At 61.9% G+C, this 13,966-nt stretch carries 16 protein-coding genes; 10 read left to right on the forward strand and 6 right to left on the reverse strand.

Annotated elements, in window-relative coordinates; all coding sequences use genetic code 11:
- Positions 1-2: 2 nt before the first annotated feature.
- The gene (locus CLV45_RS16725; protein ID WP_100337597.1) at positions 3-398 is read right to left on the reverse strand and encodes a hypothetical protein; all 396 of its coding nucleotides are present in this window, start codon (positions 396-398) and stop codon (positions 3-5) included.
- A gap of 207 nt (positions 399-605) precedes the next feature.
- On the opposite strand from CLV45_RS16725, the gene CLV45_RS16730 reads away from it, so the two are divergent.
- The 6 genes from CLV45_RS16730 to CLV45_RS16755 all read left to right on the forward strand — a co-directional run bounded on the left by CLV45_RS16730 (position 606) and on the right by CLV45_RS16755 (position 5,108).
- Positions 606-2,348 carry a helix-hairpin-helix domain-containing protein gene (locus CLV45_RS16730; protein WP_100337598.1) on the forward strand — a complete coding sequence of 581 codons (1,743 nt, stop codon included), beginning with the start codon at positions 606-608 and terminating at the stop codon, positions 2,346-2,348.
- A 43-nt stretch (positions 2,349-2,391) separates the two neighbouring features.
- Positions 2,392-3,396: a glycosyltransferase family 9 protein gene (locus CLV45_RS16735; RefSeq protein ID WP_100337599.1), complete on the forward strand. Its 1,005-nt coding sequence runs from the start codon at positions 2,392-2,394 to the stop codon at positions 3,394-3,396.
- 101 nt (positions 3,397-3,497) lie between these two features.
- On the forward strand, positions 3,498-3,953 hold the full coding sequence (locus CLV45_RS16740) for an OsmC family protein (RefSeq protein ID WP_100337600.1): 456 nt from the start codon (positions 3,498-3,500) through the stop codon (positions 3,951-3,953).
- A 28-nt stretch (positions 3,954-3,981) separates the two neighbouring features.
- Positions 3,982-4,245: a UBP-type zinc finger domain-containing protein gene (locus CLV45_RS16745; RefSeq protein WP_100337601.1), complete on the forward strand. Its 264-nt coding sequence runs from the start codon at positions 3,982-3,984 to the stop codon at positions 4,243-4,245.
- Between the two features lie 36 nt (positions 4,246-4,281).
- A complete protein-coding gene (locus tag CLV45_RS16750; protein WP_100337602.1) occupies positions 4,282-4,704 on the forward strand; it encodes a hypothetical protein in 423 nt (140 codons plus the stop codon).
- 50 nt (positions 4,705-4,754) lie between these two features.
- Positions 4,755-5,108, forward strand: a complete 354-nt coding sequence (locus CLV45_RS16755; protein ID WP_245882897.1) for a zinc ribbon domain-containing protein — start codon at positions 4,755-4,757, stop codon at positions 5,106-5,108.
- 76 nt (positions 5,109-5,184) lie between these two features.
- Here the strand turns inward: CLV45_RS16755 and serS are convergent, their stop codons facing one another.
- Entirely contained in the window at positions 5,185-6,459 is a 1,275-nt protein-coding gene (serS, locus tag CLV45_RS16760) for a serine--tRNA ligase (protein ID WP_100337604.1), read from the reverse strand.
- A 447-nt stretch (positions 6,460-6,906) separates the two neighbouring features.
- On the opposite strand from serS, the gene rho reads away from it, so the two are divergent.
- Complete coding sequence (rho, locus tag CLV45_RS16765) at positions 6,907-9,084, forward strand: transcription termination factor Rho (RefSeq protein ID WP_100337605.1); 2,178 nt, start codon at positions 6,907-6,909, stop codon at positions 9,082-9,084.
- Between the two features lie 114 nt (positions 9,085-9,198).
- Positions 9,199-9,852 (forward strand): DsbA family protein, encoded by a 654-nt coding sequence (locus tag CLV45_RS16770; protein ID WP_157807593.1) that lies wholly within the window; start codon positions 9,199-9,201, stop codon positions 9,850-9,852.
- Between the two features lie 18 nt (positions 9,853-9,870).
- Here CLV45_RS16770 and CLV45_RS16775 read toward each other — a convergent pair whose 3' ends face one another.
- From CLV45_RS16775 to CLV45_RS16790, 4 genes are all read right to left on the reverse strand, one after another.
- Positions 9,871-10,497 carry a hypothetical protein gene (locus CLV45_RS16775; protein ID WP_100337607.1) on the reverse strand — a complete coding sequence of 209 codons (627 nt, stop codon included), beginning with the start codon at positions 10,495-10,497 and terminating at the stop codon, positions 9,871-9,873.
- Positions 10,498-10,574: 77 nt separating this feature from the next.
- The gene (locus tag CLV45_RS16780) at positions 10,575-11,459 is read right to left on the reverse strand and encodes a UbiA family prenyltransferase (protein WP_100337608.1); all 885 of its coding nucleotides are present in this window, start codon (positions 11,457-11,459) and stop codon (positions 10,575-10,577) included.
- Between the two features lie 17 nt (positions 11,460-11,476).
- Positions 11,477-12,283 (reverse strand): hypothetical protein, encoded by an 807-nt coding sequence (locus tag CLV45_RS16785; RefSeq protein WP_100337609.1) that lies wholly within the window; start codon positions 12,281-12,283, stop codon positions 11,477-11,479.
- A 100-nt stretch (positions 12,284-12,383) separates the two neighbouring features.
- Positions 12,384-12,860: a hypothetical protein gene (locus CLV45_RS16790; protein ID WP_157807594.1), complete on the reverse strand. Its 477-nt coding sequence runs from the start codon at positions 12,858-12,860 to the stop codon at positions 12,384-12,386.
- A 111-nt stretch (positions 12,861-12,971) separates the two neighbouring features.
- On the opposite strand from CLV45_RS16790, the gene CLV45_RS16795 reads away from it, so the two are divergent.
- Together CLV45_RS16795 and CLV45_RS16800 are read left to right on the forward strand one after the other, a co-directional pair.
- Positions 12,972-13,625 carry a hypothetical protein gene (locus CLV45_RS16795; RefSeq protein WP_100337611.1) on the forward strand — a complete coding sequence of 218 codons (654 nt, stop codon included), beginning with the start codon at positions 12,972-12,974 and terminating at the stop codon, positions 13,623-13,625.
- Positions 13,622-13,921, forward strand: a complete 300-nt coding sequence (locus CLV45_RS16800) for a winged helix-turn-helix domain-containing protein (RefSeq protein ID WP_100337612.1) — start codon at positions 13,622-13,624, stop codon at positions 13,919-13,921. Before CLV45_RS16795 ends, CLV45_RS16800 begins: the two co-directional genes overlap by 4 nt.
- The last annotated feature ends 45 nt before the right edge of the window (positions 13,922-13,966 follow it).

Genomic DNA, 13,966 nt, shown 5'->3' on the forward strand with positions numbered 1-13,966 from the left:
TGCTATTCGATGCGCTTTACTTTGAGCACTCCATTTTCCAACGACACGATTTCGAGCTTGTAGTCGGGCTCCTTCTTGTCGTCGAGGCTGATGCGGATAACGTTGGCGCCTTCCGCTTTCCAGAGGCCTTTGCGGCCTTCCAGCCCGTCGGTGGGCGCAATATCGTACTGGGTAAACAGGCCGTTATGGTCGAACTGAAAGCCCGTGCGGCCCCGGGAAGGCGGAAAGGCGTAGGTGTTGGGGCGGTACACGCGCACCTCGCCCTGGTCTTCCTCGTGGGCGTGCAGCCAGGTGCCTTCCAGGCGCTTGAGCTCGGGCGACGAGGCGCGGGAATCGGTATTGCAGGTACCGGCCAACAAAAACAAGCTCATCGAAGCCAACAACAGAAGAACGCGCATAGCGGCAAAGGAAAGTTAAACAAAAGGTCGGCCGGGCCTCGTACTGGCCCGTAGGAGCGAATGTACGACTTTGGCCCGTACCTTTGACGGGCCGCCGCTGCCTGTTGTGGTTGTTCGTTGCTAGTTGTCAGTTGTCAGTTCCGACAGGTCAATAAGCCACCTAACAACTATCAACTATCAACTATCAACTATCAACCAAGAAACGAAGTGGATAACCGCGCCCTCATCCGTGCCTTTCGCCTCGCCGCGTCGCTCATGGAGCTGCACGACGAAAACCCGTTCAAAATCCGCGCCTACGAAGGCACCGCTGCCACGCTGGAGCGCCTGGAGCTGCCCGTGGCCGACATGGACCGCACCGGCCTGCCCGACCGGACCGGCCTGAGCAAGACGGCCGCCGCCAAAGTGGCCGAGATGCTCGATACGGGCACGTTTGAGGAATTGCGCAAGCTGCTGGAAATAACCCCGCCCGGCGTGGTGGAAATGCTCAACATCAAGGGTATCGGGCCCAAGAAAATCCGGGTTTTGTGGCGGGAGCTGGGCGTGGAGAGTCCTGAGCAGTTGCGCGAGGCCGCCGAGCGCGACGAGGTGAGCAAGCTCAAGGGCTTCGGCAAAAAGACCCAGGACACGATTCTGGCCGCCCTCGAATTCAACCAGGAAAGCCGGGGCAAAGTGCTCTACCCCCAGGCCGAGGAGCTAGCCGAAGAGCTGGCCCGCCGCCTGCGCGACACCCTGCGCACCGACTCGGTGGCCGTGGCCGGGGAAGTGCGCCGCCGCCTCGAAATCGTGGAAACCGTGACGCTGGTGGCCGCCACAACCCAGCCCCGGCAGGCCCACGAGCTGCTCAACGGCCTCGACGGCCTCACGCCCGACCCGCAGCGCTCCGGCCCGTTTGCCTGGCGCGGGACGGCCACGGCCTCGGGCGTGAAAGTGGAGGTGTATCTGGTCAGCAAAGAAGATTTCGTCAACCAGCTGTTCCTGCACTCGGCCGCCGAAGCCCACTTGTCGGAGCCGCTGACTGATGCGCGGGCCGGCTCGTTGCGGCAGCTGGTGAAGCGGGAGAAATTCTACCAGGAAACGGCCATTTACGAAAAGGCCGGCCTGCAATACGTGGAGCCCGAACTGCGCGAAGGACTGGGCGAAGTGGCCCTGGCTCAGGAGAAAAAGCTGCCCGAGCTGCTCACCGACGAAGACCTGCGCGGCTCCCTACACAACCACAGCACGTATTCCGACGGCAGCCACACCCTACGCCAGATGGCCGAGTTCCTGCGTGACCAGGGCTACGAGTACCTGGGCATCTGCGACCATTCGCAGGCCGCCCACTACGCCAACGGGCTGAGCCCCGAGCGGGTGCGGCAGCAGCAGCGCGAAATCGACCAGCTCAACCAGGAGCTGGCCCCGTTCCGCATCTTCAAGGGCATCGAGAGCGACATTCTCGGCGACGGCAACCTGGACTACTCGAACAGCGTGCTGGAGTCGTTCGACTTTATCGTGGCCTCGGTGCACAGCAACCTGCGCATGGACGAGCGCAAAGCCACCGAGCGGCTGTTGCGGGCTATTGCCAACCCCTACACCACCATGCTGGGCCACCCCACGGGTCGGCTCTTGCTGCGGCGCGAAGGCTACCCCATTAATCACAAAGCCATTATCGACGCCTGCGCCCAGCACAACGTCATCATCGAAATCAACTCCAACCCCTGGCGCCTCGACCTGGACTGGCGCTGGGTGCGCTACGCCCTCGACCAAGGCGTCAAGCTCAGCATCAATCCCGACGCCCACCACACCGACGGCTACGCCGACATGCGCTACGGCGTGATGATGGGCCGCAAGGGCGGGCTGACTAAGGACATGACTTTCAACGCCCTGAGCGGAGAAGAAGTGGCCGCCTACTTTGCCGAGCGCAAAGCCAACATCAAGCCCCCGCTGGAATACAAAGACTCCCTGTTTGGGTAACTAGCCCGGGCCGCGCCGGGTGCGGCGGCCGTGAGTAGCTCCTATGAAGATTCTGGTTCTGCGCTTTTCCTCCATCGGCGACATTGTGCTGACGACTCCCGTGGTGCGGGCCCTCAAGCAGCAGGTGCCCGGCGCCCAGGTGCACTATTGCACCAAACCGGCCTACCGCAGCATCATCGAGCCTAACCCCTACGTGGACAAGGCGCACTACCTCACTGGCTCCCTGGCCGAGCTGGTGGCCGAGCTTAAGCAGGAGCGGTTCGACTTCATCGTAGACCTGCACAACAACCTGCGGACCAGTATTCTCAAGCTGCGGCTGGGTGTGAAATCGGCCAGCTTCGACAAGCTCAACTGGCAGAAGTGGCTGCTGGTCAATGCCAAAATAGACGTGCTGCCCCGGGTGCACATCGTGGAGCGTTACTTGGCCGCCGCGGCCCCGCTGGGCGTGCAAGACGACCGGCAGGGCCTGGATTATTTTATTCCGCCCCAGGACGAAGTGGACCTGGCCACGCTGCCGGCCGGGTTTCAGGGCGGCTACGTGGCCTTTGCCATTGGGGCCCAGCACGCTACCAAGCGTCTGCCTACCGAACGAATCATTGCGCTCTGCGCCCAACTCAACCGGCCCATTATATTGCTTGGCGGCCCCGAAGACGAAACCACCGGCCACGTCGTGGAGCAGGCGTTTGAGCAGCAAAGCAAAGAAATTCACTCATTCACTCATTCACTCATTTACAACGCCTGCGGGCGGTACTCGCTGAATCAGTCGGCCTCCCTGGTGCGGCAGGCCCAGCTGGTCGTCAGCCACGACACGGGTCTGATGCACATTGCTGCGGCCTTTCATAAGGAAATATTCAGCGTGTGGGGCAACACCGTGCCCGAGTTTGGTATGTATCCCTACCGCACCGAGTTTCGGGTGCTGGAAGTGCCGGGTTTGCCCTGCCGGCCCTGTTCCAAAATTGGCTACGCCAAGTGCCCCCAGGGCCATTTCCGCTGCATGCGCGACATTCGTTTCGACCTCGACCTGCCGCCTACCCACGACGGGCGGTAACTGCGGCCAGCTGCGGCTGATGGGCAAAAGCATGCGGAAATGCCTATCTTTTCTCTCGGAAGCCCGGCAGTAGTTGCGGGCTAGGTTAACCCCGCCTTTGTATGTTACTGGATAAACACGTGCTGGTGCGCGTCGGAGCCGAAGCCCTGCAGGCCGACGTGCAGGCCGGCCGCCACACCTTCCTCATTGATGAGCCCGTGGAAGTGGGCGGGAAGGATCAGGGCCCCACGCCCTACGACTTGCTGCTCAGTGCCCTGGGTGCCTGCACCGCCATTACGCTGCGCCTGTACGCCAACCAGAAAAAATGGCCGCTCGAAGGCATTGAGGTGCGCCTGAGCCACCAGCGCGTGCACGAGCACGACTGCGAAAAGTGCGAGCAGCCCGGCCAGATGCTGGAAGAAGTAACCAAGGAGCTCCGCCTGCTGGGGCCCCTGACCGAGGAGCAGCGCCAGCGCCTGGAAGTTATTTCCCAAAAGTGCCCAGTGCAGAAAACCCTGATGAGCGGCCTGCGCATCGTCACCCGCCTCGTGCCCGAAACCGAATTTTTGGCTTCCTAACTTCAAACTACCCTATTCCTGCTGCTCTATGGCACTTTGTGAACACCTTTCGGCCCTCGAAACCCTGGTTCCGGCCGCCGACTACAGCTGCCCCGAGTGCGTAGCCCAGGGCGACACCTGGGTGCACCTGCGCGTGTGCCAGAGCTGCGGCCACGTGGGCTGCTGCGACCAATCAAAAAACAAGCACGCTACCAAGCATTTCCAGGCTACCCAGCATCCGGTGATTATTTCAGCCGAGCCCGGCGAGCAGTGGGCCTGGTGCTACCAGGATAGCCAGATGGCCGAGTATTAACCCCCCGCTCCGGTACTGCACCGCTGCTTGCGCCTTATGTATCAACAGGTTTACGCATCCGATTCGCTGGACATCACCTACCGGACTGATGCTTGCCTGATTATTGCCCGCTGGCTGCAGCCAGTGGCAGTAGCCGATATCCGCAGCACGTACGAGCAGGTTTTGCGGGCGGCCCAGCCCTACGGCTGCCGGTACTGGCTGCTCGACATTCGCCGCCGCAACCACAGCGACGATGACACGGCCCGCTGGGTCACCGACGAGTTTTTTCCCGGGGCCGCCCAGCAGCTCGGCGGGGTGCTGTACCTGGCCGTGCTGCTTTCCCCGATGTATCTGTACGAAGTCGGGACCCGGCCCCGGCTGGCCCAGCTGCCCGCCGAGGTCAACCCCCACTACCGAATCCAGTACTTTACCGACGAGCGGCAGGCCAACGACTGGCTGACTGACAAACTTGACGAGTAAATCCTGTAATGAAGATACTCTGGTGCTGGCGCTGTCAGCAGGAAATGCCGATGCTGGAGCCCGCCGAAAGCCAACTGGTCCACCGCACTATTCGGGAGGGTTTGGCCCTGGTAAAAGCCGAGGCGCAGAAACGGGGCCGAATTCTGCACCCTATGGAATTAACCGGCACAGCGCGAGCCTGGCAGCCCATGCTGGAAATGTACCGGCTGCTGACGGGCTTTGTGGAAACCAATCCGAATGCCGTGTTGCATCATAGCGTTGAGCTCTACGGCCCGCCCTGCCCGAAATGCCGTAAGCCGCTGCGGACCCCGGAAGCCCGTTTTTGCGCGGCCTGCGGCTTCGGTCAGCAAGAGGTGACGCCAAATTCGCTGCCTTTGGCGCAGCGGCGGCCCGAGCTATTCTGAGGCTCCGCGCTATACAAAAAGCCCTTTCCGCCGCGGCAGAAAGGGCTTTTCAAGTACAAGCTGCTTTGGGTAATGCTTACCCGATCTTGCTGAAGCCGCAGTAGCTGTGCAGCACTTCGGGCAAGTGAATCCCGTCCTCGGCCTGGTTGTTTTCCAGCAGGGCGGCCACGATGCGGGGCAGGGCCAGGGCCGAGCCGTTGAGCGTGTGCAGGAGCTGCATCTTGTTATTTTCGCCGCGGTAGCGCAGCTTGAGGCGGTTGGCCTGGTAGGTTTCGAAGTTCGAAGCCGAGCTTACTTCCAGCCACCGGCCCTGGGCCGCGCTCCACACTTCCAGGTCAAAAGTTAGGGCCGAGGTGAAGCCCATGTCGCCGCCGCAGAGGCGCAGCACGCGGTAGGGGAGGCCCAGCTTCTGCAGCAGCCCTTCGATGTGGGCCACCATGCCTTCCAGGGCCTCGTAGCTTTTCTCGGGCTCGGTAATCTGCACGATTTCCACCTTGTCGAACTGGTGCAGGCGGTTGAGGCCGCGCACGTGGGCGCCCCAGGAGCCGGCCTCGCGGCGGAAGCAGGGCGTGTAGCCGGCATTGCGGATCGGCAGCTTCTCGGCGGCAATGATTTCGTTGCGGTAGAGGTTGGTAATGGGCACCTCGGCCGTCGGAATCAGGTATAAGTCGTCGGCCGTGGAGTGGTACATCTGGCCTTCCTTGTCGGGCAGCTGGCCCGTGCCGTAGCCGCTGGCCTCGTTGACCAGAATCGGGGGCTGAATTTCGGTGTAGCCGGCGTTGCGGGCTTCGTCGAGGAAAAAGTTGATCAACGCGCGCTGCAACCGGGCTCCCTGGCCTTTGTATACTGGAAAGCCCGCGCCGGTAATCTTGTTGCCCAGGGCAAAGTCGATGATGTCGTACTGCTCAATCAGGTCCCAGTGGGGTTTGGCGCCGGCGGCCAGTTCGGGCTTCTGGCCCACTTCGCGCACCACCTCGTTGTCGTCGGCCGAGCGGCCTTCGGGTACGCTGCTGTGGGGCACGTTGGGCAGCTTATAGAGCAGTTGCTGCAAGCCTTCCTCCACCTGCACCAGTTCGTCGGAATGGGTCTTGGTGAGCTGCTTGAGCTCGGCGGTGCGGGCCTTCAGGGTTTCGGCCCCGGCTTTGTCGCCGCTTTTCATCAGGCCCCCGATCTGCCGGGCCAGGTCGTTGGCTTCGGCCTGGGCCTGGTCGTGCTCGGTTTGCAGCTGCTTGCGGCGCTGGTCCAGGTTCAGGATGGCGGAAACGTCGGCCTCCGCGGTTTTATAGTGTCTTTTGGCCAGGCCAGCCAGGACCAGCTCGGTATTGTCTCGCAGAACAGAAACTTGCAGCATAAGGCAGAAAACGCGGTTTTGAACAAGGGCAAAAGTAGGTTTTTTTGAATAGGCTTTCGGATAAAAACACGATTGGGTCCGCCCGGCAACCTAAAACGAAGTTTGCCGGTAAGCAGCAATGCCACCCTTGCGGAGCCTGTTCGGAAGCGGCGGCTAGTTAGTTGGCAGGGCTTTGCACCAATCAGGTAAAAAAAATGTATCCCATTTGGCGGTTCGGGCGTATTACGCTAACATTGCGTAAGCAAGCCGGCCGCTGATGCCGGGCCCGCAGTCAGTTTCTATTGCGCACGGCCCGATTTATCTCCAGCGCCTCCCCCTCCTAATTACCCCGTTTCATTCCGAACTACTGTGCTTCGCGCCGCCCTGCGGCTGCTTTTGTCGCCCGGATTGGCCTGTGTTGCTTTGTGTCGGTTTTGCTCCGCCCGTTTTTTCTCCCAGTTTTAGTGTATGTACAATATTGAAGAGTTGAAGGACCGTCTGCTTTCTGAATTGAAGGAAATAGCGGAAGAACTGAACGTCGGTAACTTCAAAAAACTCAGCAAGCAGGATCTGATCTATAAGATTCTCGATCAGCAGGCCATCACGCCGGCCGACAAGCTCCCCAAAAAAGTGAAAACCGGGGACGACAAGCCCGCGGCGGCTGCGCCCCTGGCTTTCTCGGATGTGGCCGTGGCTACGGCTGCGCCCGAGCTGCCCGCCGCAGTAGCCGTGGCCCCCGCCCCGGCCCGCGCCAACTCCCGGGCCCCGCGCACGACGCCGCCCCGCCGCGATAATGGCGTAGCCCGCGCTACGGCCGCTGCAGCGGCTCCTGTGGCAGCTGCTGCGCCCGCGCCCGCGGTGCCCGCCGCCGTAGAAACTGCCGTAGCCGAGCCCGACGGTACCGCCCCTGACGCGGCCGCTCGCCCTATCAAACCCTACCAGCGCCCCGAGCGCCGCAGCCGCTCCGAAGCCCGCAACCGGGCCGAAGAAGCCCCCGCGGCAATCGTGGCTCCGGAAACGGAAGGACAGAATAATGCAAATGCAGAAGCAGCTGCTCCGGCCTCGGCTGAAGTGGCAGTAGCAGCTGCCCCCGAAACGGCCGTAGCTCCGGCCCCCATCATTTTCCGGGAGCCCCGTCCCGAGCAGGGCAATGGCCAAGCGCGCGAAGGCCGGGAAGACGGCCGGGAGCCCCGCAACTTCCGGGAAAACCGGGAGCCCCGCGAAAACCGCGAACCACGAGAACCCCGCCCCGATGCGCCCCGCGAGTACCGCGCTGATGCCCCGCGCGAAGGCCGGGAAGGCCAGAACCGGGAAAACCGTGACCAGCGGGAGCCCCGCGCCCTGCGCGACTCGCCCCGGGAGCTACGGGAGCCCCGCCCCGAGCGGGAGGGCCGCGAAGGCCGCCGCGAAGACCGGTTTGCCGCCCGCGACCAGCAGCGGCAGCTGCGGCAGGGTGGGGAGCAACGCCAGTCCGGCGAGCCTCGTGTTCAGGGTGAGCAGGCTCAGCAGCAGCGCCCCCGCAACGATTTCGACATTGTAATTCCCAGCGAAGGGACTCTGGAAATGATGCCCGACGGCGGCTACGGCTTCCTGCGGTCCCCTTTCTACAACTACCTCGCCTCGCCCGACGACATTTATGTGGCGCCCCAGCAGGTCAAGCAGTTTGCCCTGAAAGCCGGCGACACGGTGAAATGCACGATTCGGCCGCCCCGGGAAGGTGAAAAGTACTTCGCCCTGGTCGGTGTGGACAGCATCAACGGCCGCACGCTGGAGGAAGCCCGGGACCGTATCCCGTTCAGCAACCTGACCCCGCTCTTTGCCGAGGAGCGCCTGAAGCTCTCGACCAAGTCGAGCCAGCTCAGCACCCGGATTCTGGATTTGTTTGCCCCCATCGGCAAAGGCCAGCGCGGTTTGATTGTGGCTCAGCCCAAAACCGGTAAAACGGTGCTGCTGCAGGAAATTGCCAACTCCATTTCCGAAAATCACCCCGAAGTCTACCTCATCATCCTGCTCATTGATGAACGCCCGGAAGAAGTAACGGACATGGCCCGCTCGGTGAAAGCCGAGGTGCTGAGCTCCACCTTCGACGAAACGGCCGACCGCCACGTCAAAATTGCCAGCATTGCCCTGGAAAAGGCCAAGCGCCTCGTGGAGTGCGGGCACGACGTGGTAATCCTGCTCGACTCGATTACCCGCCTGGCCCGCGCCTACAACACGGTGCAGCCGGCTTCGGGCAAGATTCTCTCGGGTGGTGTGGATGCCAACGCCCTGCACAAGCCCAAGCGCTTCTTCGGCGCGGCCCGCAACGTGGAAAATGGCGGCTCGCTGACCATTATTGCCACGGCCCTGATTGAAACCGGCTCCAAGATGGACGAGGTTATCTTCGAGGAATTCAAAGGCACCGGTAACATGGAACTACAGCTGGACCGTAAGCTGGCCAACAAGCGTATTTTCCCGGCCATCGACGTGCCGGCTTCCGGTACCCGCCGCGAAGACCTGCTCATGAGCCGCGACGAGCTGAACCGCATCTGGGTGCTGCGCAAATTCATGGCCGACATGACCGCCTCGGAGGCCATGGAGTTCTTGAAGGACCGTATGAAAGGCACCAAGGACAACGAGGAGTTCCTGCTGTCGATGAACGGCTAAGCCGGAATAGTATAGAGCCGAAAAAGCCAGTGAAACGACGTTTCACTGGCTTTTTCATTTTATCCGGCCCAAACCTTTCCGTTCTTTACCGGTCTTAGAGCTTTGCTGAAAACTATGGAACCAACGCCCGATCTGCCCGAAATCCTCTACATCTTCGACCCGCTCTGCGGCTGGTGCTACGGCATGAGCCCCGTGGTGGAGCGAATTCAAAACGAGTTTGCCGGCCGCCTGACCGTGTCGGTGCTGAGCGGGGGAATGGTTACGGGGGAGCACGTGGGCCCGATTCGTCAGGACTGGGACTACATCAGCGCGGCCCTGGAGCAAGTGGAGAAAGTAGCCGGCGTGCAGTTCGGGCCGGCTTTTCGGGCCCTTGGTGCCGAGGGCAGCCGCGTGCAGGATTCTGAGCCGCCGAGCCGGGCCCTGACCGTGTTCCGCCAGCTTGACTCCTATAATCAAACCGCCAGCTTTGCCCACGCGGTGCAGCAGGCCTATTTCGGCGAAGGCAAAGACCTCAACGACCCGGATACCTACGCCGTGCTGGCTGCCGACTTTGGTCTGAACGTGGCCGAGTTTCAGCGGCGCTGGGCGTTGCCCGAAACCGCTCAGGCCACGCGTCAGGAGTTTGCCGCCGTGGCCAAAATCGGGGTGCAGGGCTTCCCCACGACCATTCTGCGCATCGGCAACCAGGGCTACGTGCTGGCCCGCGGCTTCATGCCCTACGACGCCTTTGCCAGCAGCGTGGAGCAGGCTTTAGCGCAGGCGCAGTAGGGCACGGGCACTGCGCGCCTACCCGCCGAAGCCGGGCAGGTGAACGACTTGCTTTTTGAGCGGCGACCAGGCAATGCGCTTCCGGTCTTCCTTGCCGACCAGGTACTGAAAGCTCACCGCGTCGGGGCGCTGGCGCAGGTCGTCCCAGGTGGGGCGGTCCAGCTCGCCGGGCGCGTAGGTTGCCTGCGGGCCCACGGCGGGCTGGCGGAAGTTGGCTTCGGCAAAAAAGGTGTTGAGGCGGCGGCGCACGAAGGCTTCACGCTCGGCCTGGGTGGCGGTGGCCGTTTTCATTTCGTACACCATTGAGGCTTCCAGGTCGCCGGGGCTGAGCATTTCGCGGAAAATAACCTGGCCGGCGGCATCGGTAATGGTAACCGACACCTCACCGCTGAGCACCGAAGTGCCCCGGAGCACGGCCGTAAACTGGTCGGGGGTGCCGGGAGCCGAAAATACGTGCCGGGCGCGCACCACTTTCAGCGTATCCGACTGGGCCGTGACCGAGCGGGCCCGGGTAGTATCCAGGGGCTCGGCGGCCGTGGCGACGGAGTCGGTGGTGACGGCCGCACCGTTGTTCTGCGACGAATCGGTGGTGGAGCAGGCGGCTCCGGCAAGTAAAAGCAGAGAGGCAAAAGCAGCGTAGCGCATTGTTCTGAAGTTTTTACCTGCCCAAATACGTGGTCCAGCAGGGTAGTGTTGAGGTGGGAACCAGCTCCGGCGGGCGGTTATCGGCCGGCAAGGGCCCAGAGTAGCATCAGCACAAACGCCGCACTCAGGCACAGCGACGATACCTGGTTCATGCGCATGGTATGCTCGAAGTCGGCGGCGGCGGGGCGGAGCCACACGGCCCAGGCCCAGCGTCCAAAGAGCACCACCACGGGCCCGGTGGCCACCAGAAAAATAAGCAGGTTGCGAATTTCGTGGCGCTGCCAATAAGTGAAACCCAGCAGCAAGGCCCCGCTCAGCAAGCCCACGGCGGCAAAGACGAACGTGCCGCGCAAACCCAGCCACAGGCTCAGCGTCAGGTCGCCGCGCTGCCGGTCTTCCTGGTGCTGGTATACCTGGGTAAGCGGGTAAGAGCCGCACAAAAACAGCGTACTGACCAGGGCCAGCAGCAGGTTGGTTGGCTCCAAAATAGCCGCAGGAGTGGCGCCGGCGCCGACCTGCGTCATAAGGAACGTGTAGGCGCCCTGAAAAACGACGACGACGAAGGTGCTCAGAAACGGGTATTTCTTGAGCCGGATACCCTCGTAGCTGTAGGCTTTCGAAATAAGCAGGTACACGGCCACCAGGGCCGCAAACAGCGGCGACAAAAGCCAGCCGCCCAGCACGGCTAGCGCGTCGAAGAGCCAGACCAGGTGAATCAGCTCCTCCGACACCTTCGGCGGCTGTTTCAGGCCCCCAATGCTGCCCTCGTCCCGGTCGTAGTAGGAGTTGTAGCCGTTTGAGGCCGGATACGCCAGCAGGTGCAGCACCACGAACACACCCAGGGCCCGGACGCCGTCCACGGCCCGGGGCAGCGCGCTCAGCCCAAACCAGTAAACGGGCATCAGGTACACGGAAAAGGGGATGCGCAGCAAGGGCAGCGCCCGGCGGTAAGCAAGCAGCATGGGGCAAATGTAGGATTCTAGGCCAATACCCGCTTTTGCCACGGCCGGCCAATCAGATAGGTCACCTCGGGGCCCCAGCGGTGGCGCACTTTGCCGGCCTGCCACTCGAAGCGCTGCTCAGGGTCGGCGCGGCGGGCCAGGGCCAGCAGCTGCGCGGGCGGGTACATGCGCAGAATCGACACGGTACCGTCCCAGATAGTAAAGAGCGGAATCAGGGGAATCAGGTAAGTAAATACCAGTCGGCTCAGGCTAAACGGGCGGATAAAGGGGGTAATCAGCAGCTGAGCCACGGGCAGCACCGTCCAGGCCAGCAGAATTTCCAGCCAGTGCTTGCCCGCGCCCTCAAACACGCCAATACCCGCGTTCTGGCGCACGGCATCGGCCAGCAGGGCTTCGGCGGCAGCGGGGGAGAAGTGGTGGAAGGCGGAGAATATCGTGCGAAACCCCGGCAGGGTGGACGGCACGGCCAAGGCATTCACGGGAGTGGGCTCGAAGTCAATGGCCGGGGTGTTGCGCCGGGCCAGCAGCTGCCAGGCGGCGGGCTGGGGGTACAAGTCGGTGAGCGTGACGCGCAGCTGGTGCAGCTCCGGATACTGCCGCAGGGCCAGCGTAACGCCCTCGGTGCCGCCCCCGGCCCCGGCGCCCAGCTCCACCAGCCGCTGTTGCCCCGTGGCTTGCAGCGCCGCCCGCAGCAGCGGCACGATGGGCTGATACGTGTTCAGGGCGCTGATCATAAAGCGCAGGTAGTCCATCATGCCGGCCCGGATGACGCCCGGAAACCAGGGCAGGTCCTCAAATTCGAATAGCTGGAGGCGAAGTTTCACCCAAGTAAGTACGAGGAAAAACGTTGGTTAGCCGAAGCACCGTAGCCGCTGAATTCGCCGGAATTCAATAAGTACGGTTGAAATGCCCTGAGCGGCAGCTTCACTGGGCACGGAGGTAGCGGCGGTTAGCCCAGAACACAACTGGGTACGCGGCCCCCATCCAAGGCCAGCACACCTGAACGAGCCGCAACAACCAGTCGAATGTTCCCTCCGACGTGCCCATTCTTACCACCCGGGCTGTGGCAACTACTCCAACAAGGACGGCAATAGTAAGGCTGCCTGCCAAATCGACCCGCCTGGTGCTGGCTGCCCGAATGGCCGTCCGGATGCGCAGCCACCAAAGCGCAGCCAACAAGCCCAGGGAAGCCGGCCAGGAAAGCCAACTGGCCAGCATCATAACTACCAGGTATTGGTTCAGGTCCAGCTTATCAATGGTAAAGCCTAGCATGTCGGAATTGATAAGCATAAACCCGATGCTTCCTAATGCAAGAATCAGCAGCCACTGCGCCACAGCAGCCCCAAAAAGAGAAGTTAAGGCGACAATACGACCTTGCCCAACAGTGGATGGCAACAGCATGAGTGAGGCAGCGCTAAGTGACGACCAACTTTTAATTGGGGGTTGATGCGGAATAACCTTGCATTGTAACCCCGCGTTGTTAGCTTTGCACTACAAAGTGCTCTGAAAGACATGAAGCCAGCTACCGATCCACTTGCTCAACTCACCGAGATTCGCGCCATCATGGAGCGGTCTTCCCGCTTCTTGTCGCTCAGTGGCCTGTCGGGGGTGGGAGCAGGCGTGGTAGCCCTGGCCGGCACTGGTTTGGGCCACTGGTACTTGCAAACCCACTACGGCGAGCAGGGCTTTCTGCGCCTGGTGGAAGGCTCCACGGCCGAGCGGCAGGCGGCTTACCCTTTTCTGCTGGGCCTGGCCATCGGCATGATTGGGCTGGCGTTGCTGGTAGCCTTCTACTTCACTCACCGTCGGGCCACGCAGGAAGGCCGGACCCTGTGGGATGCGCCGGCCCGCCGGTTGCTGCTGAGCCTGGCGTTGCCCCTGGTGGCCGGGGGCTTGTTCTGCACTGGGTTGTATATTCGCGGCGCGGCGTCGTTCGTGGTGCCGGGGCTGCTGTTGTTTTACGGCCTGGCCCTGCTCAACGCCAGCAAATATACCCTTGATGAAATCCGGCTGCTGGGCCTTACCCAGATGGCTCTGGGCCTGGTGGCAATCCTGCTGCCCGGCTGGGGCCTGATTTTCTTCGCCCTGGGTTTTGGGCTGGGCCATATCGGCTACGGCTTACTCATGTACAACCGCTACGAACGGGCGCCTCGGCCTACGCTGTGAAACACCTCATCCATACGCTCAATAAGGCTTTCGACAACCGGGTGCGGTTGGGCGTCATGGCAGTGCTCATGGCCAATGAATCCGTGAGCTTTAATGAGCTGAAAGACGCCCTCGACCTGACCGACGGCAACCTGGCCAGCCACGTGTCGGCCCTGGAAAAAGCGGGCTACGTGCTGGTCAACAAGCAGTTTGTGGGCAAGAAGCCCAACACCACGTATCAGGCTTCTGCCGAAGGCAAAACGGCGTTTCAGGACCATTTAACGGCTTTGGAAAAATTGCTGCGCGGCTCGGCGTAGTTTTTTTTGTCTTTATACTTTGAAATACAAAGTTCTTTTAAAATA

Origin of the sequence: Hymenobacter chitinivorans DSM 11115 (genome assembly GCF_002797555.1) — a bacterium.
Classification (GTDB): domain Bacteria; phylum Bacteroidota; class Bacteroidia; order Cytophagales; family Hymenobacteraceae; genus Hymenobacter; species Hymenobacter chitinivorans.